A 21768-nucleotide genomic window follows, 5' to 3' on the forward strand; every position below is an offset into this window, starting at 1 on the left:
ACTACTGCGCTAATTCGTTCATTTTTTTGGCCAGAGCCACATCTTTGTCGGTAATGCCACCGGCATCATGGGTGGTCAGATCAACCGTGACACGGTTATAAACATTGAACCATTCGGGATGGTGTCCCATTGATTCGGCCACGAGTGCCACACTCGACATAAACCCAAAGGCTTCTACAAACGAATTAAATTGGAATTGGCGATGCAGTTTGCCTGCCTCGATACTCCAGCCGGGAAGTTCGCCGAGGGCGGCATTGAGCGCCTCGGTTGAGAGGGGTGAGGTAGCCATAGGTACACCTTGAGTCACAAATTGAGCAACGGGTTGAGCAGTTACAACTTGAATGCTCCTAACCGGAGCTGACACTGCCGCCACCGACAGTCCCAACCCCAGCAACAATCCCAATGCTACAACAGCCCAAAAGCGACGCGATAGCATCTGCGAAACTTGGTTAAACGGTTTTTTGTAGGACATAGATAGAGTGACCTTGATGGCAAGCGCAACTTGCAATTCGTAAAATCGACCTGATTTTAGAATTTTGTCAGTTTGGTGCTCGGTTTTTCACTCCTCACCCTACCATGCTCTCTCTACCGCACAGACACGGTTTTATCTTTGCGCTTGCCTGTATTATTTACCGATGCAAAAGCGACTGAAGATTTGATCTAGGACCGACTCGGTAATTTCTTCGCCCGTGATTTCGCCCAAAGCTTGGATAGCGCTGCGTAAATCAATCGTCCAAAAGTCGAGCGGCAGTTGGTCGGCAATGGTGGCCTGCACCTGCTGAAGCGCGGTTTTGGCGCGTGTGAGGGCGGCAGCTTGGCGTTGGTTGATGGCCAGATCGAAGTTGGCGGCCTGAAGTGCGCCGGCCTCCACCCGACTCAGGATTGCTTGTTCGAGAGCGTCGATGCCCTGCTGGTGGGCTGCCGCTGTTTTTACCGTTGGAGTTGGCGGCAGATCGGGCAGGGGCGGCGGCGAGGCAACCAAATCGATTTTGTTCAGCACCAGAATCAGCGGACGCTGTTTGACCTGCTCGTAAATCATGGCGTCAGCGTCAGTCCAGCCGGTTTGGGCATCAATGGTTAACAGCACCAAGTCGGCACTTTGAGCCGCCGTTCGGGACCGCTCCACGCCAATCTGCTCGACCCGGTCGGTGGCTTCCCGAATCCCGGCTGTATCCAATACCTGCACCGGAATGCCTGCCACGACCAAACGCGATTCCACCACATCCCGCGTCGTGCCTGGTAATTCGGTGACAATCGCCCGATCGCTGCGGCTCCAAGCATTCAGTAGGCTGGACTTTCCCACGTTTGGACGTCCCACAATCGCCACCTTCAATCCCGTCCGCAACAGTTCACCCCGATCCGCTGTAGCCAGGATTTGCTCGACTTCAGCCAAGGCTTGCCTGAGCTGCTGCTTAATTGCCTCCTCGTCCAGAGGCGGCAAATCATCTTCAAAGTCAATTCGAGCTTCTACTTCGGCCAGAATATCCAAACAGGTAGCTCGCAACTGGCGAATCGGATGGGCAAGTTTGCCTTGCAGTCCGGCTAGGGCGGTTTGGGCTGCCTGAGGCGACTCCGCTCCAACTAGATCGGCAATGCTTTCGGCTTGGGTCAGGTCTAAGCGTCCGTTCAAGAAGGCCCGCAGCGTGAATTCCCCCGGTTGGGCTAGTCTTGCTCTTTGCTCCAAACACAGCGTCAATACCTGCTGCACCGCCATAATCCCACCATGGCAGTGAAACTCCACCACATCTTCGCGGGTGTAGGAGCGGGGAGCCAGCATGAGCAGCAGCAAGGCTTCGTCGATGATCTGCTCGGTTTGGGGATGACGCACATAGCCGTAGAGAATGCGATGGCTTTCCCAAGCTTGCCGTCCGGGTGCGTGAAACAGAGTGCGAGCAATCGACACGGACTCTGGCCCCGACAACCGCACAATCCCAACACTGCCCTGCTGTGGCACAATGGCGGTGGCAATCGCGGCGATCGTATCTTGGCTTAAGGGTTGGGCGGTCATCTGTTTTGCTGGCGGTTTGATTGTGTCTATTCTCAATTTAGCTATTCAAGGGCTAGCGGTAATGCAAAACCTTGCACGGGCAATTGCTGCAATCCGCCCGTCCATCTTTGCCAGTTGAATCCGTTGCGCCTGTAATTGATTAAATGTTGTCGCTGCACCTGCATCAAATGAGACGAGGGGTAGAACTTTGAAATCGCTGACGAGTCGCGACATCATTCCATACCCTTTCACTAGGTCATTCAGATTACGAACGCGATTAATATAAGCGTGGCTTCCAAGCATCTGCTCATGAAACGTCGCAATTGGTACAGCAAAATCTGACAAAGGGTAGCGGGCTATCCGTGTTGAAAGCTTATAAAAACAACAAAGTCAAGACAACATTAATCAAGTTTATCCAGATTGTGTTTCTCGATGAATTCTTGATTTTCCGGCAAATCTACCCAACGCTCCAGAGCATCTGTTACTACGTCAGAAAGGGTTTTCTCATGCAATGCAGCCAGAAGTCGAACCAGCTTGTCTAGATCCGGCTCTATATATACTCTCAACTCTGGTTTCTTTTTTGCCGCCATCCTTAAGCTCTGATGATTGCAACCACTAATCATCGCATACTGCTCTTTCCGCATACGCGTATGCTCGCAAGCGTGGTATGATTAACCTCAAGCTTTATTTGAGGCAAATCTTATGGTCACACTATCAGACGATGAAGTTGTCCTAATCCGCTCGCTCCTGACCGCACTGCGGGCAATCAAAGTTCGAGAGATTGATAAAGCGCTGGTCATCCTGTCAAAAGGCGAGAGAGGAGGTACATCATGTTAGTTCTCAACGACTCCCAAGCCCTAATTTTGGAAAACCTGCTGATTCGAATGCTGACCAACGAGACCTACTCAGTACAGCAACTCGAAGAAGCGCTTACCTGGTTTCAAGCTGAAAAACGAACGGTGAGTTGTCCAATGGAATCGACTCTGGCAAAAAGCATCTCGGAGGAGTTATTTCGCCTGATACGGTTGAATCAAGAGTAAATCTCTGATGTCTTGCTTAGTTGAAAGGTAGCTCTGCTCCTACAACAATCCACGGTCAACCTATGGGCAGCGAAGACGCTCCAAACATCCAAACATCGTCTTACAAGTAATAAATAATAAAGGCTGAGGAAAAGAGTCATGCAATAGAGTAAGGCAGCTAAGACCGCGGGAATTTCTCTACTAGTCAAGTCTGCATTAACACCACTGCTTGTCCTCAGCCTAGGAAATTAAACAGAAACGGCTAAATGGAAGTTTACTCTGCTTCCTGCTGTTCCAACGATTTGCCGGCTTTGTTCAGAGATTTGCCCAACTTATGCAGCTTGGTTTTGTAGCCGCGCTGAGCATTGTTGGCATATTCATTGGTTTGTTCGCCGAGTTGGCACAGGGCTTCGGCAATCGCCTCAGGCTTCGATTTGCTGCTAGACAGCACTTTCTTGAGTTGCTTCAGACTTTTACCGATTTCCTTCAATTCGGCATCACCAGAATCATTCAGGATCTCGTGCCACTGATCGATGATTTCGATGCCTTCTTCTGGATCGAGATCGGTCAGCTCAGCTTCGTCAAGAATGTCCAGCAGTTCATCTAGTTCTTCACCTTCGTCTTCGATTTCATCAGTGATTTCATCAGTGACTGCATCATCGGTATCATTCACTTTGGCATTCGGTTCGTCGCCTTTGTGGGAGGTGCGTCCGCCCTTACTGGCGATTTCCCGCTGCTTTTCTGGGTCCATTGATGCAAAGCCTTGCTTGCCTTTATTGGCTTGGTTACTTGCTTGTTTTGAAGTCATCGTACTTATTCCTTGAATCTGGAAAAACAGGTACGACGATTAGCTTAAAAAGCCGGATTTCAAAAACCCTCTTCCCAAAGAGGAAACCTCAAGCTGTAACAAGCTCGGACATTAGAGAGAGGTAATTCGCAAAATTTTGAAAAACCTCTGCCCCCTGATGGAATCGAGAAGAAATCAAACAGCCAGCTGCAGATTCGCTGAACTCGACATGCTCAACTAGAAGCAAGGGCCGCTTTTGCCTGATTTTGAACTTGGCTTTGCAACAGTAGACCATATTCCAGCCCTTCAACCACTGCCTGATAGGATGCTTCGATGATGTTGCAGGAAACGCCTACCGTCGTCCAGCGTTGATGACCATTGCTCGATTCGATTAACACGCGAGTTTTAGCGGAGGTGCCTGCCGTGCCGTCCAAAATCCGCACCTTGTAGTCAGTCAGATGGAAGGTGGCGATTTCGGGATACTCATTCATCAAAGCTTTTCGCAGAGCTGCATCTAGCGCAGATACCGGGCCATTCCCTTCCGCAGCTTCCAAAATATCCTTGCCGTTCACGTTGACTTTGATCGTAGCAACCGCCTGACTGCCTTGGCGGGCATCGTCCCGCAGCATGTCGCAGTAAACATGGAAGTCTTTGATGACAAAAAACTGCTGACGTTGACCGAGGGCTTCCCGCATCAGTAACTCAAAGCTAGCTTCAGCCGCCTCGAACTGATATCCCTGATTTTCCAGCGTCTTCAAATGCTGCAAAATTTGCCGACAGGCCGGGTCCTGCTTGTCTAGATTGATGCCAAAACTGCGAGCTTTAGCCAGCACATTACTCAGCCCAGCCTGATCAGAAATCACAATCCGGCGGGTATTGCCGACCAATTCTGGTTGAATATGCTCGTAGGTCAGCGGATTGCGCTCGACGGCACTGACATGAATGCCTCCCTTATGGGCAAAGGCCGACAGCCCGACAAAGGGGGCATGATCGTCTGGAGCCAGATTCACCACCTCGCTGATCAAGCGGCTCGATTCGGCCAGTTGCGTGAGCTGCTGCGGTTCGACACAGGTGTAGCCCAACTTAAGCTGCAAATTGGGAATCAGCGTACACAAATTGGCATTGCCGCAGCGTTCCCCATAGCCGTTGATCGTGCCTTGCACCATGCGTGCCCCTTCCATTACCGCCGCCATTGCATTCGCTACCGCTGTACCGGAATCGTTGTGGGTGTGAATGCCGAGATAAAGAGAGTTTTGAGTTTTGAGTTTTAAGTTTTGAGTTGGGTTGAATTCAGAACTTAAAACTGAGAACTCAAAACTGTTCATTACATCGCGGACGATGGCTTGTACTTCGTGGGGCAGGGTGCCGCCGTTGGTGTCGCAGAGGACGATCCATTCCGCACCGCCGTTGATTGCAGCTTCTAGGGTTTGGAGGGCATAGTCTGGATTGTGCTTGTAGCCATCGAACCAGTGTTCGGCATCATAAATTACTCGGCGATCCTGACTGCGAAAGAATTGGATCGTGTCCTGGATCATGGCCAGGTTTTCTTCTAACGTGGTTTTGAGGCCATCGGTGACATGCAGATCCCAGGATTTGCCAAATAGGGTAATCCAGCGGGTTCCGGCAGCCAGCACGTCTTGCAGCAGCGGGTCATCGGCAGCGGCGCGATGGGGGCGACGAGTCGAGCAAAAGGCAACCACTTCCGCCTGGGTCAGCGGCTCTTCTTTGATTTGCCAGAAAAACTGCACATCTTTGGGATTGGCACCCGGCCAACCGCCTTCAATAAACGGAATCCCCAACCGATCTAGCTGACGCGCAATTCGCAGTTTGTCTTCTAGCGACAGAGACAGCCCTTCGCGCTGAGCACCATCTCTGAGGGTTGTGTCGTAGATCCAAAGCGATTTTGAGGTAGTAGATTGGTCGGGATTCATAGAACGTTAAAGAAACTTAAACTAACAATTATCAGGCTATACGGGCTATAGATGTTTATTGTGTCATTGAACGGGGTGGATCAACAGAGTGGTCATAGGGCGGTTACAGGGCGGTTACAGGGTAGTTACAGGAAGGATGGCTACAGGGCGGGGCAATAGAATAGGCCAGTAGAATGAGCCAATAGTGAGTTAATAGGCGGAACAGCGGCAGTCTATCGAGTTTTTCTCTTCAAGGCTAAAATTAGCGTAGCAGCCTTATAGGCCAATGATGGGCCAATGATGGACCAACAAGTATGGGAACACCGGCAATTCCGTTAATTATCAGCCTCATTGCCGCCTTGATCGTCACAGGTGGGTGGAGATGGGGCGGGATGTTGCGCTGGCTGTTGATGGCGGTGCTTGGGCCGGGTGCGATTGCTGGGTCGTTGCTGTGGTGGCTGTGCAGTCAATCTCCCAGAGCTTGCTCGATTCGATGCTTACTGAACGCCTCTCAAGACGAAGCCTGCCTGGTATCTGCACCTGCGGTGCCTACTGTCACTGCCATTAACCCACTGGATGCAAATCCCACGAATCAGGACACGGTCAGATATGAAGTGCAGTTTAGTCAAGATGTGACTGGCGTCGATTTAGCAGACTTTAACCTCGATCCAACCCTCACCAATGCAGGAGTGGCCCAAGTTCAGGGCAACGGCAGAACCTATACGGTTTCTGTTAACACAGGCACCGGCAACGGTCCGCTGCAGCTCAATCTGGTAGACGATGACTCGATTAGAACCAGTGATGGCACCCCACTAGGAGGAGAGGGGGCAGGCAACGGCAATTTCTCTGGAGTGCCCTATACGGTTGAGCGATCTGTAGACCCTCCTCCTGTTCAGCCACCATTGGTGACTGCCATCAGTCGGCTGGATGCGAATCCCACTGATCAGCCAAGAGTTCGTTACGAAGTGCAGTTTGACCAAGCGGTGACTGGTGTCGATTCAGCAGATTTTCAGCTCAACACCACAGGAGTAATCGGTGCTCGGGTGATCGAGACACAGGGCAGTGGCACTACCTACCGGGTTTTGGTGACAACCGGCACAGGAGACGGCACGCTTCAGCTTGATTTGATCGATGATGACTCAATCGTCAATCGTGATGGCACGCCTTTGGGAGGGCAAGGGGCTGGCAACGGCAATTTCTCTGGACCACGCTATCAAGTTGTGAGAGAACCTGAACCTGAACCCGAGCCTGAACCTGAACCCGAACCGCCGATTCCTGGTTTGTGGTGAGTCAGGATCTCTCGATTTCTAGCGGACTACGGGATGATAAAGAGGAATCGGGGGAGGATAGGCTGTGGTTGACCCGTTGTTGATATTAGTCGGCGCTGCTGGTATAGCACTTATCTTCTACGCCTTTTCCAGGGTAAATTTGCTCAGCCGCAATGCCCGTCTGATTGGGATCAGTGCTTTGATGGTAGTGCTGATTCTCCTAGGTAACCGCTTTCTTTCTCCTGAGCGACGTCCGATTCTGCCAGACAATATCTTCCGCAGGGAGGCTCCTCCCCAACCCCCAACCCCCAGGGAAACTCTGCCCTATGACAATCTGCCTGATCCGTCGCCTGACGCAACTTCTCCGCAACCGCAACCGACACCCGTACCTCCACTCCAGTCTGGATGGAACGAGGAGCTAGAGCGGCTGATGCCAGTCCTGATTCTGGACGCGTTGGCAAGAAGTAGCAGTCCAGAATCAGGCAGCCCCAGTTCCCCTATTCCCTCACCCAGCCCTCTTCCAGCTTCGCCAATTCCAGCTTCTCCGAGTCCAATCCTGCCTCCGGTTTCGCCGGTACCACCATCCCCCAGCCCTCCCCGTCCCCCAACCGTTCCTTCGCCCTCGCCCAGCATTCCTCCTGCAGAAGACTACGAGAATCCTGACTTTGACCGGCCCGAACAGATTCCGCCGCGTCCGGCTCCCGTCCCGCCTACGCGACGGCCATCGCCTGCTCGTCCAGTTCCAGGTTGGTGGTAAGGTGAGGTTTCGTGACAATCTTCCTCAAAAATAGCCACCCAAAACCGCTTGAATTCTGTAGTAATTGATCTGGGGGCCACTAATTGACTGAGCTGATTGACTGAGCTGATTGACTGAGCTGATTGCCTCGATGGTGCCCCCAGTGTCCTTGGGAGTCTCCAGCATGAATCCAACTTGTGATGTTCTGATTATTGGCGGTGGGGTGATCGGATTGTCGATCGCGATTGAGCTGAAGCTGCGCGGAGCCAGGGTTACGGTTCTCAGCCGCGACGTTCAACAAGCAGCTAGCCATGCCGCTGCTGGGATGTTAGCGCCGGGTGCAGAAAGAATTCCCGCCAGTCCAATGCTGGAACTCTGCCAGCGCAGCCAAACCCTCTACCCCGACTGGATCAGCAAACTCGAAGATCTGAGCCACAGTGTAACCCACTACTGGGCTTGCGGTATTCTAGCGCCCGTGTTTGCAACCGGAGATGCAGCCGGAGATGCAGCAGCAAAACCTGACTCTACAGCACTCTGGCTCGATCAGGCAGCAATCCAGCTTGCCCAACCGGGACTCAGCCCTGAGATTGTTGGTGGCTGGTGGTTTCCCGAAGAAGGTCAGGTCGATAATCGCGCTTTAGCCCATACCCTGCAGCAGGCAGCTCAGATTTTGGGCGTTCAAATCGAAGCTGGGGTGACAGTGACAGCAATACAGCAGCAGGGCGGGCGAGTGGTCAGCCTCAAATCTACGAGCGGCGATTGGCAAGCCGAACATTACATCTTAGCGACTGGGGCCTGGTCCGAGTCCCTGTTGCCGATCCCCGTGCGGCCTCGCAAAGGCCAAATGCTGGCTGTGCAGGTACCCGGTGCCCTGCAAAGCCCACCAGACCTGCAGCTTCACCGCATTTTATATGGCGAAGAGATTTACATTGTGCCGCGACAGGACGGACGCATCGTGATTGGCGCAACGGTTGAAGAGGTAGGTTTTGCTCCCAACAACACCATTGGCGGTGTCCAGTCTCTGCTGAATGCGGCGCTGCGGCTATATCCGCCTCTGCGAGACCTGCCGATCCAGGAATGCTGGTGGGGCTTCCGTCCAGCCACGCCCGACGAGCTGCCGATTCTCGGAACCAGCCACTGCCCCAATTTAACCCTAGCCACTGGCCACTACCGCAACGGTATCCTGCTCGCCCCCATCACCGCCCGCCTGATCGCCGAGCTGGTTTGGAACCAACAACCCGACCCGCTACTCTCCGCCTTTTCCTGGCAGCGCTTCCAGCGCCCTTCACAGCCTGCTCCCTTCCTGCCCCACTCACCTACCCCCACCCAACCCATGCTGCAATACCCCTCCCCCATCTCCCCTCGTTCGGCGACGCTCACGAGTCCCATCTCCCCCATCTCCCTCACCTCACCTACTCACCTACCCGACGATCCCAACCCCTTAACGATCGCCGGTCGCCCCTTCCGCTCACGGCTAATGACCGGCACCGGCAAATACCGCAATTTCGACCAGATGCGCCAGAGTGTAGCGGCGAGTGGTTGTGAGATTGTCACTGTAGCCGTGCGACGAGTCCAGACGAATGCCCCCGGCCATGAGGGACTGGCAGAGGCACTGGACTGGAGCAAAATCTGGATGCTGCCTAACACTGCCGGCTGCAAAACTGCTGAAGAAGCCGTGCGGGTGGCGCGCTTGGGCCGGGAAATGGCAAAGCTGCTGGGGCAGGAAGACAACAACTTCGTCAAGCTAGAAGTGATTCCAGATGCAAAGTACCTGCTGCCCGACCCGATTGGCACGCTAGAAGCAGCAGAGCAGTTGGTGAAGGAAGGCTTTGCCGTACTGCCCTATATCAACGCCGACCCGCTGCTGGCCAAACGCCTAGAAGAAGCCGGATGCGCCACGGTGATGCCGTTAGGTTCGCCAATTGGCTCTGGGCAGGGCATCCGCAACGCGGCAAATATCCAAATTATTATTGAAAACGCCCAGATTCCAGTTGTAGTTGATGCCGGCATTGGCACACCCAGCGAAGCGGCGCTGGCGATGGAAATGGGAGCTGATGCTTTATTGATCAACACCGCAATCGCTCAAGCTCAAAACCCCGCCATGATGGCCCAAGCGATGGGATTGGCCACCCTGGCCGGACGCATGGCCTACCTAGCCGGCAGAATTCCGATCAAAGACTACGCGAGTGCCAGTTCACCCCTGACCGGAACGATCACAAGCTAGGCGCGTGGCATCATCTAGCGGGGTCGTCTAGGCGGCAAAATTGCTCATCAAATGGCCAAAAAAGGCAGGTCTCTCAACCTGCCTCACGTTTATTGAAGTTTATGAATTATTGCCACAGCTAAGGGATTAGCTCTGGAGCTGTTTGGACTGCTGCACTTTGCAGCGCCACAGGTCGGGCAGTGGGTACGGGAACGATCGCCGACTTCAGGAACTCGGTTTGCGCCACTGAGCCATTCGCGAGGGCAAACAGCGGATTCGAGAGGATGCCAGCAAAGGTAGTAGCCACCAGACAGATAATCAGCCCCACCTGCAAGGGACGCATGCCCGGTAACGTCCAGCGCACTTCCGGGTAGTTTTTCACCGCGTTTGACATTTCTTCTGGTTCCTTCACCACCATCATCTTGACGACACGGATGTAGTAGTAAATCGACACAACGCTCGTCAGCAGACCCACCAGCACCAGCGTGTAAGCGCCCGCCTGCCAACCAGCCCAGAATAGATAGATCTTGCCAAAGAAGCCTGCCAGGGGTGGAATGCCGCCCAAGGAAAGTAGACAGAGGCTGAGACAGAGCGTCAGCAGCGGGTCTTTCTGGTACAGGCCGCTGTATTCACTGATCTCATCGGTCCCAGTTCGGAGGGTAAACAAGATCACGCAGGCAAAGCCGCCCAGGTTCATGAACAAATACACCATCAGATAGAACACCATGCTGGCATAACCTGCCTCGGTGCCAATCACCAACCCGATCATCACAAAGCCCGCTTGCGCAATCGAGGAATAGGCCAACATCCGCTTCATGCTGGTCTGAGCCAGCGCCACCACATTGCCCAGCACCATACTCAGCAGGGCCAGCGCCGTCAGCACAAAGTGCCACTGCTCCGACACGGTGGGGAACGCCGTTACCAAGAGACGAATCGCCAGAGCGAAACCAGCAGCCTTAGAGCCGACGGATAAAAAGGCCACAACCGGGGTTGGCGAACCTTCGTACACATCCGGCGTCCACTGGTGGAACGGGACAGCGGCAATCTTGAAGGCAATTCCGGCGATCACGAACACCAGCGCAATCACCGCTCCGATGGATTGATCACCTGAGTTGCTGATAATGTCCGCAGTAATGCGGCTGAGGTGGGTTTCTCCGCCCGACAAGCCGTACAGCAAGGAAACACCGTAGAGGAAAATTGCTGAGCTTGCTGCTCCAATCAACAAGTACTTCAGGGCAGCCTCGTTGGAACGGGGATCCCGCTTCATGTAGCCCGTCAGGAGGTAGGAGGAGATACTGAGGGTTTCCAGTGAGACAAAGATCATCACTAGCTCGTCTGAGCCTGATAGGAACATCCCGCCTAGCGTCGCGGTCATCAGAATCACCAAAAACTCCGCTAGTGATGTTCCCGACTGTTCGACATAGCGCACGGTGATAAGGGTGGTCACTGCCGCCGATAAAGCGATGATGCCGCGAAAAACAATACTAAGAGCGTCGCCATTAAACGCGCCCAAAAAGGAAATGGGGTTGCTATCCCACTGAAAGTAGAGGGCCACCACGGCGGCTAAAAGTCCAGCAATGGTGACATAGGGTGTCCAGCGAGCCGAAGCACGCCCTACAATCAGATCACCAACCAGAACCACCAGCAGGGTTACAATCACAACCCCTTCCGGCAGGATGGTTCCAGCATTCAACTGAGCAGCAAGATTGGCAAAATCCATAAGCGTTAGGCAGGTTGAGTGCAAGCAGATCGGAGATTCACGCTTAGAGTAGAAGAAGTGACGGTTAGCTCACCAATCGGTTACGAATTGTTTACAAATTGCCAAGCTCCTTCCAACCTCCCAGATCGTTAAAAATCCTTTATAGAGGATCATACCGTTTCCATTCCCTGAATCTGAGTTGAATTCTGACTACAATTCCAGGATCAATCTTTGGTTCTGCTGATATTAACTATAAGTAGGAGATAAAAAAGAAGGAGACTGCATCAAAACTGTTTCTTTCCTCCACCCGATCCAGGGGCAAACCTCCGACCCACCGTTCGACCGATCACGGTCCACTTGCAGATCGAGCAAATCTCTCGTTAAGTTGGAGTTCGCCTCGTTAGCCATTCGAGTCCTAGAACGCGATTGACCCATGCCTAGCCTTGTTATTGTTGAATCTCCCACGAAAGCTCGCACCATCCGTAACTACCTGCCTGCTGGGTACCAGGTCGAGGCTTCGATGGGCCATGTCAGGGATTTGCCTCAATCTGCCAGTGAAATTCCAGCCAGTGTCAAAGCGGAAGAATGGGCCAAAATTGGCGTCAACATAGAGGAAGACTTTGAGCCGCTCTATGTGATTCCGCAGGATAAAAAGAAAGTCGTCAAGGCGCTGAAGGATGCCCTCAAGAACGCGGATGAGCTGGTGCTGGCGACGGACGAAGACCGTGAGGGCGAGAGCATTAGCTGGCATCTGCTGCAAGTGCTTCAGCCCAAAGTGCCGATCAAACGCATGGTGTTTCACGAAATCACCGAAGAGGCGATTCAGGATGCGCTGAGACACTGTCGTGACGTGGATGAGCAGTTGGTCCGCGCCCAGGAAACGCGCCGAATTCTGGACCGTTTGGTGGGATATACCCTGTCGCCGCTGTTGTGGAAAAAAATTGCCTGGGGTTTGTCGGCAGGTCGGGTGCAGTCGGTAGCAGTGCGCTTACTGGTAAATCGGGAACGGCAGCGTCGCGCCTTCCGCAAAGGCACCTACTGGGACCTCAAAGCCAGCCTCAGTCAGAACAAACGGCCATTTGAGGCCAAACTGATCAGCGTTGGCGGGACGCGGGTTGCCACAGGCAGTGATTTTGATGAAACCACCGGGCAGATCATCGCCGGACGACAGGTATTGCTGTTGGGTGAGGCCGAAGCCCGTTCGCTGCAAGAGCGGCTGCTGAGCGAAACCTGGACCGTCAGCAATCTAGAAGAGCGCACCTCAACTCGTAAACCCTCCGCCCCCTTTACCACTTCGACCCTGCAACAGGAAGCCAACCGCAAGCTGCGCCTGTCGGCCCGCGAAACGATGCGGATTGCCCAAAGCCTGTACGAGCAGGGTTACATCACCTACATGCGAACCGATTCCACTAATCTTTCGCAGCAGGCGATAGCGGCAGCTCGGTCTTGCGTGGAGCAAATGTATGGCTGCGAGTACCTCAGCCCAGAACCGCGCCAATATGCCACTAAAGCCAAAGGTGCCCAAGAAGCCCACGAAGCAATTCGTCCGGCGGGCAGTACCTTCCGCACACCCCAGGAAACAGGGCTGAAGGACCGCGAACTGCGCCTCTATGACCTGATCTGGAAGCGCACAGTGGCCACCCAGATGGCTGAAGTCCGCCAGACCCACATCACCGTACAGATTCAGGCTGGTGAAGCCGAATTTCGCGCTACCGGCAAACGGATTGACTTCGCTGGCTTTTTCCGGGCCTATGTGGAAGGCTCCGATGATCCCGATGCGGCCATCGAGGATCAGGAAGTGATTCTGCCGCCCTTGCGGGTAGGAGACCATCCCAGCTGCGAGGAGCTAGAACCCATCGGGCACGAAACCCAGCCACCCGCCCGCTACACCGAAGCCTCTCTGGTCAAAACCCTGGAGAACGAAGGAATTGGTCGTCCCAGCACCTACGCCAGCATCATCGGCACGATCATCGACCGGGGCTATGCCCAGATGATCAACAACAGCCTGGTGCCTACCTTTACAGCCTTTGCCGTCACCTCACTGCTGGAAAAACATTTCCCCGATCTGGTAGATACTGGCTTTACGGCTCGCATGGAGCAAACCCTAGACGAAATTTCGACCGGCGAAGCCGAGTGGCTGCCCTATCTGCGGCAGTTTTACTTGGGCGAAGCTGGCCTGGATACTCAAGTCAAACAGCAAGACAGCCAAATCGACCCCAACGAAGCCCGCACGGTAGAACTGGAAGGTCTGGATGCCAAAGTCCGAATTGGCCGCTATGGAGCTTATATCGAGGCGGACAATGGCGAAGAACTGGTGAAAGCGACGCTACCCCAGGATATGACTCCGGGCGACTTAGACCCGGCTCAGGTGGAAGTGCTGTTGCGCCAAAAAACCGAAGGACCCGACAAAATCGGTTTTCATCCCGAAACCGGCGAGCCGATCTATCAGCGGATTGGCCCCTATGGGCCTTATGTGCAGCTCGGTGATGAAACCGAAGCCAACCCCAAACCGAAGCGGGCTTCGCTACCGAAGGGCGTCAACCCCCAAGAGGTATCCCTGGAAATGGCAGTTGGTCTCCTGTCACTGCCTCGCACCTTGGGCACCCATCCCGAAACCGGTGCTAAAATTCAGGCCAATTTGGGCCGGTTTGGGCCTTACATTGTGCATGACCAGGGCAAAGCAGGCAAAGACTACCGGTCGCTAAAGGGCGATGACGATGTGCTGACCATCACCCTAGAGCGTGCCCTGGAGCTGCTAGCCGAACCCAAAGCTGGACGAGGACGCAGCAAAGCCACCGCTAAACCAATCCGTGAACTTGGATCCCATCCTGAAGACGGCGAACCCGTGAATATCTACGATGGCCCCTATGGGCCGTACATTAAGCACGGCAAGGTAAATGCCTCGATTCCCGAAGGTCAAACCGTCGAGGCAATTTCGATGGAAGAGGCTCTCGCCGCCCTCAAAGCCAAAGCCGGCAGCAAATCCAAAAAATCGAGCCGCAGTTCCAGCAAATCGACGGCCAGCACCAGCAAAACCACCCGCACTGCCGCCAAGAAAACCACAAAATCAGCTACCAAGACCACTAAGGCGACCAAAACGGCAACGAAGACGGCGAAGTCGAGTAAATCGAGTAAATCGGGGCAGTAGGGAGAGGTGTAATTACAACCCCTACTCTACAACCCCTGCATTGCCGCTAAAGTTTGCCGATACCCTTCTGCAGTCCCCTGTTGGAGGTAGAGGTCTGCAGCTCGCTGTAAGTCGGCCATCGCGGCGGCCAAATCGCCGGTCATTGCTAGGAGGCGACCTCGGCTGTAGTAGGCATCGGCATTTTGGGGATTGCTGCGGATCGCCTGCGTATAGTCTTCGAGTGCGCCTGCCGTGTCTCCCAGAGCCAGCCGAATTTCACCCCGGTTGTTGAGCGCCGCTACATCGTTTGGATTCTCTGCCAAGACGAAATCGTAGTCGGCCATGGCTTGCTCTAGAAAACCAGATTCAAAGTAGGCATCGGCCCGACTTCTGTAGATAACGCTATCCCCTGGACGAACTGCTAGAGCTTGCTCATAGTCGGCAATCGCTCCTTCCGGATCTCCAGATTGCAATCTCAAATCGCCGCGCACCTTGTAGGCATCAGCATAGTCGGGGCGCAGCCGAATCGCGGTTTCTAGATCGGCGAAGGCAGCGGGCAAATCGTCCAAGCTGACAAGAGCGAGTGCCCGTCCTAAGTAGGCTTCTGCATAGTCTGGCTTGAGCTGAATAGCTTGATCAAAGTCAGCTAGAGCGAGTTCTGCGGCTCCCAAGCTGGAGTAGACAAAGCCCCGGTTGTAGTAGGCGATCGCAGAGTCCGGCATTAGCTCTATGGCCTGATCCAGATCAGCCAATGCCGCTTCCAAATCGTTCATTTCGTAATAAAGGCTGCCCCGATTCAGATAGGCATCCCCGTATTTGCTGTCTTCCTCGATCGCCTGGGTAAATTCCGCAATTGCCCCAGCCGGATGGTTGGTAGCCTTCTGCACCAAGCCGCGGTAGAAGTAGGCGGGAGCAGATTCTGGATTGAGGATCAGCACCTGGTCCAGGTCGGCCATCGCTTCAGCGTAGTCCCCCAGTTTGTAATGCACAATGCCCCGATACAGATAGGCATCTACCAGCTCAGGAGCCAGCTCGATAGCCCGATTGTAGTCCTGCAAAGCCGCGCTGTAGTCTCCTAGAGCCGCATAGGTAATGCCCCGCTGCAGATAGGGCCGCGCATCGTTGGGATTAGCCCGAATTGCCAGATCAAAACTAGCTAGTGCTTCACGATATTCTTGTCGTTTCAGTTGAGTTCGACCCGTTTTATACGCCGTTTCGGCTGTGGCCGGATCCAGTGGCGTTGTGGAGGGGGTCGATGCCGCAGGGGTTGAAGGGGATCCGGATTGAGCCAAACTTGGCGATGGAGCCAACAGTGGTGTTGCAATTCCAGTCAAAACAATGCCAACGCCCAACGAGGTGGCGACCCGGTATAGGGAATTCATGGTATTTACCCTCACAAATCGGTGCAGGTGTAATCACTTCATGAAGAATTCCCTATCTTGAGGCAAATTTCATCAAGCAGGCTGTATCTGTAGCTGCATCTGGAGTTGCAAATCAGGTGGCAAGTCATTAGGCTTAGATTGCTCTAGTAGCAGAGGTTTGGGTTGCTCCAACAGCAAATTCAGGCGTTCTTGAAGCAACGATAAAAAGAAAGCAATTTCCGCTTCCGCACTTTCTCGCAAGCAGGTAGCCAGGTGATCGCGCACCAGGGTGTAGGACTCGACAGCGCTTTCCAGCCGGTCAAACAGCTCGTGGGTGGGTGAATTTTCGTAGAGTGGGGCTGCCGAAGCCAGCCATTCTTCGGCTTCTACAACGTCAAGCAGCTGTTGGGCGAGTAGTTCCAATTCAGCAAACTCAATGTCCATACGATCAACCTCCTGGTAGAAATTCCCTGCGTTAAAAAGTGGAGAACAAATTAATTCGGTCTCTTAGCTTAAAAATACCGACGAAGAGGCTGCGTGTAGCCATTATCTACACGGGTATTTTTGCTGAGGAGCATCTGCCCCCCGGTGGTTTCACGGACTGATTTTTCAGGACTTAATGTATAGCTTTAGTCACATGAGTTAGGACACGGACATTTTTGTGGGGCGCGGAGCGCCCCACAAAAATGTCCTAACCAAACTGACTATTGCTATGGCTGCAACGACATGTCCTAGGATCCGACTAGTGAAGAATCAATAAAAAAGAGCAGTCCATGACTGCCCTTGTATAACTAACAAATTACTGATGCTACGACATCGAAATTGGTAAGAAAATTTAAATCGTCTTAGCGGTCAACTGACCCCATGATGATGTCGATACTGCCTAAAATCACGACAATATCCGCGACCTTCACTCCTTTCAGAACATGGGGCAGGATTTGCAGGTTGTTGAAGTCTGCGGCGCGAATCTTGAACCGCCAAGGAAAAACATTGTCATCACCGATGATGTAAATGCCCAGCTCACCCTTGCCGCTTTCAATCCGAACGTAATTTTCGCCTGCCGGAATCTTGAACGTGGGCGCGATTTTCTTACTGATGAACTGATAATCCGGATTCTTAGCCCAGTCCGACTTTGGTCCTTCGGCGATCCGCTTGGCTTCTAGATTCTCGTAAGGACCACCGGGTAAACCCTTGAGGGCTTGGCGAATGATCTTCACTGACTCCCGCATTTCTCGAATCCGCACTACATAGCGAGCGAAGCAGTCGCCTGCGGTTTCCCAATGCACATCCCAATCGAAGTCGTCGTAGCACTCGTAGTGGTCCACCTTGCGCAGGTCCCACTTGACGCCAGAGGCCCGCAGCATTGGACCAGATAGCCCCCAGTTGATCGCCTCATCGCGCGTGATCGTACCCACGCCTTCTACCCGTCGCCGGAAGATCGGGTTGTTGGTAATCAGCTTCTCGTACTCGTCCACTTTGGGCATAAAGTAGTCGCAGAAGTCGGCACACTTATCGATCCAGCCATAGGGCAAATCGACCGCTACGCCACCAATGCGCCAATAGTTGTTGTTGACCATGCGGTAGCCGGTAGCTGCTTCCCACAGGTCATAGATCATTTCGCGTTCCCGGAAGATGTAGAAGAAGGGGGTTTGGGCACCACAGTCAGCCAGGAAGGGGCCGAGCCAGAGCAGGTGGTTAGCAATCCGGTTCAGCTCTAGCATAATCACCCGGATGTAGCTGGCCCGTCGGGGCACCGGCACATCGGCCAATTTTTCTACCGCATTCACGACTACAGCTTCGTTGAACATGCCGGCCGCGTAATCCCAACGGCTAACATAGGGCACATACATGACTGGGGTGCGATTCTCCGCGATCTTTTCCATGCCCCGATGCAAATAGCCAATCACCGGCTCACAGTCAACGACATCTTCACCGTCCAGGGTGACAATCAGGCGCAACACCCCGTGCATCGAAGGATGGTGCGGACCCATATTGAGCACCATTGGGTCGGTTTTGGTTTCAATCATGGTCATAGGTGTTTCTCTCCCCGTTCGATTGGCGCATCAGCAGGTGGGTGGGCATAGACAGCAGAGCTGGTTCGGTCTAAAACTCTAGGTCTAAAACCCTATAGTTTTGTTACATCTCTCTGAATCATTATACGAAGGGGAAGGCTATCTAAGCAGCGCATCCCACCCAGAATGGCTACGGATTTTTAATGAAACACTGATAATTTTGCTTATAGGGAGGTTTTAGTAGGAGCCAGAAGTCAGGAGCCAGGAGCCAGAAGTCAGGAGCCAGAAGTCAGAAGAATGGTTGGGGTAGCGCGATTCAATGGCGACTTATCCGGCTGGTTCACTGGTGTATCACTGTGCATCACTGGTGCATCACTGGTGCATCAGTAGGCCGGGGCCGGGGTTAGCAAGATTAACTGCTGCTGCTGAAGTGCTCGCACGGTATCGAGACTCAGTTCGACTTCCTGCAAAATTTCCCCAACCGCGCGGGTTTGATTGCCGTCGCAGGCTTTCAGGAACTGCCATTCAGCTTCGCTGAGATTGACGAGCTGGTAGTCGTAGTTGAACAGGGTGCGGCTGTCCCATCCCTCCATACAGGGGCTACGGTCTGGAATGGCGGCCAGTAGAGCTGGGTCAGAAGACCAGTCGAATCGAGTCAATGGCGGACGGGCGAGGAAAAATTCGTAGTGGGCGATGGTTTCCGGATCAAGCAGTTCAATCAAGCGGTAGCGCTGGCGATCGGTGAGGGTGGCAGCTCGTTCCATCAGGTCAGGGGCTTTGGTCAGCAGGCGTTCGAGCTGCCAGACCTTGGGATTGGAGAAACCAACAAACTCTAAACCAGAGGCGTCAATCAATTCAAATAGGGTTTCGATGTTGTAATCAATTTCCTGCGGATGGACATACATATCGGCGAAGCATTCGTCGCGATGATTTTCAATCGACCAGCGGTCTTTTTCTCGCCTGACCAAGCGATTGTTTTCCGGCAGAGCCGCAAAAATCTGTCGGCCCACCTGAACCCCATCCCGGTAATCGCCGCGTTTGTTGCCTTGGAGGAGAGCAATTGCCTGCTGCATCAGCTTAATTTCCCAGCGGCCCAACTCACCATAGACAAAAATATGCATCAAGCCCCCCGGAGCCAGCTTCTTCGCCAGGGCTTGAATGCCACGAATCGGGTCAGGAGTATGGTGCAGCACACCCACGCAGTTAATTAAGTCAAATTCTCCGGGTACCTGATCGGCATCAAACAAGCTGAGCTGACGAAACTCGACCCGATCGGCCCCAGACCGGCGACAGCGCTCCTGCGCCACGGCCAGAGTGCCCGCACTCAGATCAATCCCCATTACCTGCGCCTGCGGATTCAGGTGCACCAGGTACTCGGTTCCTACACCCGAACCGCAGCCCGCATCGAGAATGCGAATATCCTGCTGCGCTGGTTTGCGTCCCGTACAAAAAGCATAAGCCGTTAGCCAATTCCAACGCCAGTTATAACCCGGAGGCGGCTGATCGAGCAGAGGGTCGGGCGGAAAGGGATAGGTATCGTAGAGTTTGGCAACAGCGGCGCTAATTGCTTGATCAGACATGGGACGATTAAGAGTTTTGGATGTTGAGTTTTGAGTTTTGAGTTTGCTTTCAGCACTATCTCATTGCTTTCAGCACTATCTCATAAATTGGGGTGGCGATGAATTATTTCACCTATCTCCCTCTTACCCCTCACCCCTCACCCCTTACCCCTCCCCCTTGACCCCTTCACCAGCATCGAATCCGGGCAACACCGAGAAAAGTAAATGGCATTGCATCGTTCCTGCCGTAGATCGGATAGAGCCAGGTTTGGCTTGAGCGTTCTGCGCTCCTGACCTTTTGCAGGGAAACTAGCATCATTGCTCCCGGTGGAATTGGCTGCGGAAAACAAATGGTGGCGTAATCAAACGTAATGGCGCTGGTGACATCCATTCGCTGTGGGATTGAATCAAACAACGAGTAGGTGATGGCAATTTCACCATTGATGCAGATGCCGTCTGGAATTTCGATCAATAGCTGGGTCAGGGGATGACCCAGGACATAAAGCTCGAAGTAGTGAGTTGACTGACATGCGCCCATAGAATTTGGATAAGCACCGCTTTGACCAATGTAAGACCGTTGACTGAACCACTGCTTAACCAACCAAATCACGATATGGGAAGCGGCTAAGTGTATTATCAGCACTCGCATAAAGAGGCGTAGAAGAAATACTTGCGTTAGCCTGTGAGACTCTTTTACAGGAATGGCTGAAATCGCCGCTCCAGCCAAATTAAGGCGTCTTGGTCTGAAGTAAAGTAGTGAAACTTTTTGGCAGCTGGATCATAAATTTCCAAATAGGGTTCACCGTAGCGATCTGTCTTCCAATTAACCTCAGGCTCAGGAGTTCTGAGCAGAGTGGCGGCCAGTTGATCGAGCGCATTATTCAGGCCAGTTCGTTGATACACAAACTGCCATAGGGTCAGTAGCAGCGGATGCGGCGTATAATCTTTGGTGGCATTTAGAGACGATGCTGATGCGCGAAACTGCATTGATTTTTCTCCGTTCTTTAATTCGCGATACAGCCTTTTTCAGGCTAGTGAAGTACGAAAAAGGGGGTGCAGGGGCAGTGCCCGTGCGTGGGGGGCCTCGCCCCCATCCTCTGTACCTCACATGAGTGAAAAACGCTGTATATTGGATGATTAATTTGATAGATAGTTTGATGATCCCATCGGTCACGAAGCAGCCATTGTTGCTGCAAATTGCTTCAATGATTCTGGCTGCATAAACGCAGTATATTTAGGTGCGATTGTGGGTGGTAACAGTTCTATCAGCACTTGATTCTCCAGCCAGAACTCGATGACCTCAAAGAAGTCTTGCCGATTGCAGTGAGCGACATGCCATCCCTCACGGGCTGCAATTTCTCGAATTTGGGCTTCACTCACGGGCACTGAAATCGCCGCGTGGGTTGCGGTATAGGTCGGAATATAGGGATTATGAACAAACTGGCTACCGGCCTCGGTATCGGCCTCGGCAACTACCTGTGTACTATCATCCGGCAGATTGGGCATTAGTTCTGTCCCTTTGGGCAAAACCACAATCAAGGTGCCGTGAGGATCATAGGTGAGAGCAACATAGCTGCCTTCATGTTCTGGAAACGGCATCACGTCTCCCTGAAATAGTTCTGCTAACACTTGAGCAACATGTAATGGATTATTAGCCGCAATCGAGATGTGGTGAATCATGATTAATGCCTTTTTATGTGAAGTTAATGTGACGGGATAGGTTATAGAAGGGGGCAGGAGTCAGGAGTCAAGATAGGGATGGCTGCAAACTGATTTGCGCAGGAACCAGGACTATTTGACTGGCATGACGAATGACAGCCGGAGTATTCAATCTGACAGCTTAGGGTTGCTGTAAATTTCAAATGGTGACGGTATAGTAACGTTCATTCGGCTAGCACTTTTCAAGAATATGCAACAGATTGGTGTTTGTCAGTTGGAAAAGGTCGGAAAAGGTCGGATCAAACCTGAAGTCAGGATTTAAAACAATTTTGTTCAAGCTTTAAATCCAAAGCCAATCCACCTCCGTAATTCCCCACAAGAGGATAACCTCCCCGGATTGACAGGTTTCGACGAACTCAAATTTTCCAGCAGACTCGCGTT

19 protein-coding genes and 1 pseudogene are annotated in these 21768 nt (G+C 53.0%); 6 read left to right on the forward strand and 14 right to left on the reverse strand.

Annotated features, from left to right (window positions below):
* Position 1: 1 nt before the first annotated feature.
* The 4 genes from HJG54_RS27225 to HJG54_RS27240 all read right to left on the reverse strand — a co-directional run bounded on the left by HJG54_RS27225 (position 2) and on the right by HJG54_RS27240 (position 2631).
* On the reverse strand, positions 2-472 hold the full coding sequence (locus HJG54_RS27225) for a 4a-hydroxytetrahydrobiopterin dehydratase (RefSeq protein ID WP_316432361.1): 471 nt from the start codon (positions 470-472) through the stop codon (positions 2-4).
* A 153-nt stretch (positions 473-625) separates the two neighbouring features.
* Entirely contained in the window at positions 626-2008 is a 1383-nt protein-coding gene (gene mnmE / locus HJG54_RS27230) for a tRNA uridine-5-carboxymethylaminomethyl(34) synthesis GTPase MnmE (RefSeq protein WP_316432362.1), read from the reverse strand.
* Positions 2009-2053: 45 nt separating this feature from the next.
* Complete coding sequence (locus HJG54_RS27235) at positions 2054-2290, reverse strand: hypothetical protein (RefSeq protein WP_316432363.1); 237 nt, start codon at positions 2288-2290, stop codon at positions 2054-2056.
* A 98-nt stretch (positions 2291-2388) separates the two neighbouring features.
* Positions 2389-2631: a hypothetical protein gene (locus HJG54_RS27240; protein ID WP_316432365.1), complete on the reverse strand. Its 243-nt coding sequence runs from the start codon at positions 2629-2631 to the stop codon at positions 2389-2391.
* Between the two features lie 186 nt (positions 2632-2817).
* On the opposite strand from HJG54_RS27240, the gene HJG54_RS27245 reads away from it, so the two are divergent.
* A complete protein-coding gene (locus HJG54_RS27245; protein WP_316432366.1) occupies positions 2818-3027 on the forward strand; it encodes a hypothetical protein in 210 nt (69 codons plus the stop codon).
* Positions 3028-3280: 253 nt separating this feature from the next.
* On the opposite strand, the gene HJG54_RS27250 is transcribed toward HJG54_RS27245, so the two are convergent.
* Both HJG54_RS27250 and cimA read right to left on the reverse strand, forming a co-directional pair.
* Positions 3281-3814, reverse strand: a complete 534-nt coding sequence (locus HJG54_RS27250; RefSeq protein WP_316432369.1) for a KGG domain-containing protein — start codon at positions 3812-3814, stop codon at positions 3281-3283.
* 212 nt (positions 3815-4026) lie between these two features.
* Positions 4027-5724, reverse strand: coding sequence for a citramalate synthase (gene cimA, locus HJG54_RS27255; RefSeq protein WP_316432371.1), 1698 nt, complete (start codon positions 5722-5724; stop codon positions 4027-4029).
* A gap of 293 nt (positions 5725-6017) precedes the next feature.
* On the opposite strand from cimA, the gene HJG54_RS27260 reads away from it, so the two are divergent.
* The 4 genes and pseudogenes from HJG54_RS27260 to HJG54_RS35610 all read left to right on the forward strand — a co-directional run bounded on the left by HJG54_RS27260 (position 6018) and on the right by HJG54_RS35610 (position 9931).
* Positions 6018-6992: a hypothetical protein gene (locus HJG54_RS27260; RefSeq protein ID WP_316432374.1), complete on the forward strand. Its 975-nt coding sequence runs from the start codon at positions 6018-6020 to the stop codon at positions 6990-6992.
* Positions 6993-7056: 64 nt separating this feature from the next.
* Positions 7057-7728, forward strand: a complete 672-nt coding sequence (locus HJG54_RS27265; RefSeq protein ID WP_316432375.1) for a hypothetical protein — start codon at positions 7057-7059, stop codon at positions 7726-7728.
* Positions 7729-7891: 163 nt separating this feature from the next.
* Positions 7892-8929, forward strand: a pseudogene (thiO, locus tag HJG54_RS35605) (glycine oxidase ThiO); the annotation flags it as partial.
* A gap of 174 nt (positions 8930-9103) precedes the next feature.
* Positions 9104-9931: a thiazole synthase gene (locus HJG54_RS35610; protein ID WP_420717403.1), complete on the forward strand. Its 828-nt coding sequence runs from the start codon at positions 9104-9106 to the stop codon at positions 9929-9931.
* A gap of 118 nt (positions 9932-10049) precedes the next feature.
* Here the strand turns inward: HJG54_RS35610 and HJG54_RS27275 are convergent, their stop codons facing one another.
* Complete coding sequence (locus HJG54_RS27275; RefSeq protein WP_316432377.1) at positions 10050-11630, reverse strand: NAD(P)H-quinone oxidoreductase subunit N; 1581 nt, start codon at positions 11628-11630, stop codon at positions 10050-10052.
* A gap of 412 nt (positions 11631-12042) precedes the next feature.
* Here HJG54_RS27275 and topA point away from each other — a divergent pair, with 412 nt between their 5' ends.
* Positions 12043-14757 (forward strand): type I DNA topoisomerase, encoded by a 2715-nt coding sequence (gene topA / locus HJG54_RS27280; protein ID WP_316432378.1) that lies wholly within the window; start codon positions 12043-12045, stop codon positions 14755-14757.
* A 26-nt stretch (positions 14758-14783) separates the two neighbouring features.
* On the opposite strand, the gene HJG54_RS27285 is transcribed toward topA, so the two are convergent.
* From HJG54_RS27285 to HJG54_RS27315, 7 genes are all read right to left on the reverse strand, one after another.
* Positions 14784-16118 carry a tetratricopeptide repeat protein gene (locus HJG54_RS27285; RefSeq protein WP_316432379.1) on the reverse strand — a complete coding sequence of 445 codons (1335 nt, stop codon included), beginning with the start codon at positions 16116-16118 and terminating at the stop codon, positions 14784-14786.
* Between the two features lie 72 nt (positions 16119-16190).
* Positions 16191-16541, reverse strand: a complete 351-nt coding sequence (locus tag HJG54_RS27290) for a hypothetical protein (protein ID WP_316432380.1) — start codon at positions 16539-16541, stop codon at positions 16191-16193.
* A 401-nt stretch (positions 16542-16942) separates the two neighbouring features.
* Positions 16943-18130: an NAD(P)H-quinone oxidoreductase subunit H gene (locus HJG54_RS27295; RefSeq protein ID WP_316432381.1), complete on the reverse strand. Its 1188-nt coding sequence runs from the start codon at positions 18128-18130 to the stop codon at positions 16943-16945.
* Between the two features lie 362 nt (positions 18131-18492).
* Positions 18493-19689 carry a class I SAM-dependent methyltransferase gene (locus HJG54_RS27300; RefSeq protein ID WP_316432382.1) on the reverse strand — a complete coding sequence of 399 codons (1197 nt, stop codon included), beginning with the start codon at positions 19687-19689 and terminating at the stop codon, positions 18493-18495.
* A gap of 166 nt (positions 19690-19855) precedes the next feature.
* Positions 19856-20311, reverse strand: coding sequence for a hypothetical protein (locus HJG54_RS27305; RefSeq protein WP_316432384.1), 456 nt, complete (start codon positions 20309-20311; stop codon positions 19856-19858).
* A 50-nt stretch (positions 20312-20361) separates the two neighbouring features.
* Positions 20362-20655: a hypothetical protein gene (locus tag HJG54_RS27310; protein ID WP_316432385.1), complete on the reverse strand. Its 294-nt coding sequence runs from the start codon at positions 20653-20655 to the stop codon at positions 20362-20364.
* A gap of 183 nt (positions 20656-20838) precedes the next feature.
* Complete coding sequence (locus tag HJG54_RS27315) at positions 20839-21348, reverse strand: hypothetical protein (RefSeq protein ID WP_316432387.1); 510 nt, start codon at positions 21346-21348, stop codon at positions 20839-20841.
* Positions 21349-21768 lie beyond the last annotated feature (420 nt).

The sequence above is a fragment of the Leptolyngbya sp. NK1-12 genome (assembly GCF_032598965.1).
Classification (GTDB): Bacteria; Cyanobacteriota; Cyanobacteriia; order Elainellales; family Elainellaceae; genus Elainella.